Source organism: Heliorestis acidaminivorans, from assembly GCF_008933955.1.
GTDB classification, from domain to species: Bacteria; Bacillota; Desulfitobacteriia; order Heliobacteriales; family Heliobacteriaceae; genus Heliorestis; species Heliorestis acidaminivorans.
Genome location: NZ_WBXO01000027.1, coordinates 1 through 2,112 on the forward strand (window position 1 = coordinate 1; position 2,112 = coordinate 2,112).

At 37.9% G+C, this 2,112-nt stretch carries 2 protein-coding genes; both read left to right on the forward strand.

The genetic code is table 11. From position 1 onward, the window contains the following. Positions 1–97: 97 nt before the first annotated feature. The gene (locus tag F9B85_RS13995) at positions 98–643 is read left to right on the forward strand and encodes a recombinase family protein (protein WP_151621825.1); all 546 of its coding nucleotides are present in this window, start codon (positions 98–100) and stop codon (positions 641–643) included. Positions 644–772: 129 nt separating this feature from the next. Next, on the forward strand, positions 773–2,112 hold a 1,340-nt coding region (gene istA / locus F9B85_RS14000; protein ID WP_151621826.1), incomplete at its 3' end, for an IS21 family transposase.

A 2,112-nucleotide genomic window follows, 5' to 3' on the forward strand; every position in this document is an offset into this window, starting at 1 on the left:
TCTCCTTTGGTATATTGTTTTTAGTTTACATGACCTTAATTTTATTGTCTAGTTCATTGTAGCCTATCCAAATCTTATCGTACAAGTAAAAGGAGGTATGACACAGAAAGCAAGACAAGGTGAATGGGTAGGTGGGATACCACCTTTGGGGTATGATTTGTGTGATAAAAAATTAGTTATTAATGAAGAAGAAAAAAAGATTGTAGACTTTATATTTGAAAAATACCTAGATAAAAATGGATATCTTACAATAGTAGATATGTTAAAAGAAAAAGGGTACAAGAGTAAAACTTATACTACAAAGAAAGGTAAAGTAAGACAAGGTAGAGATTTTAGTGCGAATTCAGTAAAAGAAATACTGAAAAACCCTACATATATTGGGAAAATCAGATGGGGTTATAGAGAAGATTGGGGTAAGAAAGAAGAGAACGGTGGGCGAAAAAGGAAATATTCAGAAAAGCCAATTTTTGTAGAAGGTAAACATAAAGCAATAATAGATGAAGATGATTTTTATAAAGTACAAGATATGATAGAGAATAACCCTCGTTCACATGTAAAAAGGTTTAATGGTAATCACTTGTTGAGTGGTCTTTTGAGATGTCCTGTATGTGAGTATGGTATGAGTTATCAACCTGTTGTTTAATGTAATATAAAAGTGTAACAAAACGCAGTCAAAAAGTGTAACAGTCTGCAATGCAAAAAATCCATTGTAACACCCTTTAATTTAAGTTATCCTTTAGTTTGTCGAAGAACTGAAGGAGGAACAGAAAGGATGTTATCAATGGACGATATTAAGTATATCAGAAGAATGCATGATGTGGAAGGATGTTCTATCCGAGAAATCATGCGCCGCTCCGGTTATTATTGTGAAACCGTTAAGAAATACCTAGATATGGAGGATTTTAATCATCCACCACAACCACCCAAAGAAGTTCCATCCCTGCTAGACCCCCTCAAACCCATCATTGATGAATGGCTTGAGAATGACCTTAAGGCACCACGCAAGCAACGGCATACTGCAAAGCGTGTTTATGACCGACTTAAGGAAGAATATCCAGATCAACTGGAGGTAAAGCTACGTACGGTTCAGTACTATGTATCACAGAAAAAGAAAGAGCTATATACACAAAAATCTAAAGGCTACATTCCATTAGAACACCCTGCAGGGGAAGCACAAGTGGACTTTTGTCAATTTTTCTACTACGATAACGCCAACACATTAAAAGAAGGTCGCAAGCTGACGGTGTCCTTTCCTCAAAGCAATGGAGCATACTGCCAAGTATTCCGTGGTGAGAACCAGGAATGTTTGCTACAAGGGTTACAAAACATTATGAAGCATATGAATAAGGTACCCTATCGAATGGTTTTTGATAATCTATCGGCAGCAGTGGCTCATATCGGTAGTGGTAAAGAGCGTGTCCTAACAGAAGGCTTCAAGCGATTTGTTGAACATTACGGTATTGAACCTGTTTTCTGCAACACCTCTGCAGGCTGGGAAAAGGGTAATGTAGAATGCAAAGTCGGCTATGAGCGCAGAAATATGTTTGTTCCTGTTCCCACAATATTGAACTTTGATGAATTCAATAAAAGACTCTTTGAATGCTGTCAAAGGGATATGCAGCGAGAACACTATCGCAAAGAACAACTGATTGCAGAACTCTTTGAAGCTGATAGAAAAGCGATGCTGCCTATGAATCCAATTGATTTTAAAGTATCCAGATTCCATACAGCAAAGGCTGATAAGTATGGAAAAGTTATGTTTGAAACCAACCGATACTCATCATCGCCAAAGCTGGCACAGGAAGCTGTATATCTTGAAATCACCAGTGATACCATCACCATCATGGATCAAAGGTACAATCCAGTGGTTACCCATCCTAGGCTCTATGAAAAAGATTCGGAATCCATGGATTGGCTTCCATATATATCATTAATGGCAAAACGCCCAACTGCACTGAAGTACACAGGCTTTTATCAAGAACTACCGCAGATATGGCAAAACTATCTGTCAGATTTAGCTCCAGAGGAAAAGAGGGAAGCTCTTTTAACCCTCAATACCATCCTCCAAAAGCATGATATTTCAGCTGCAGCAGATGCACTTGAAGTTGCACT

Bases quoted from the DNA above. Each gene is read 5' to 3' on its own strand.
- F9B85_RS13995 (WP_151621825.1), top strand. From the start codon at position 98: ATGACACAGAAAGCAAGACAAGGTGAATGGGTAGGTGGGATACCACCT.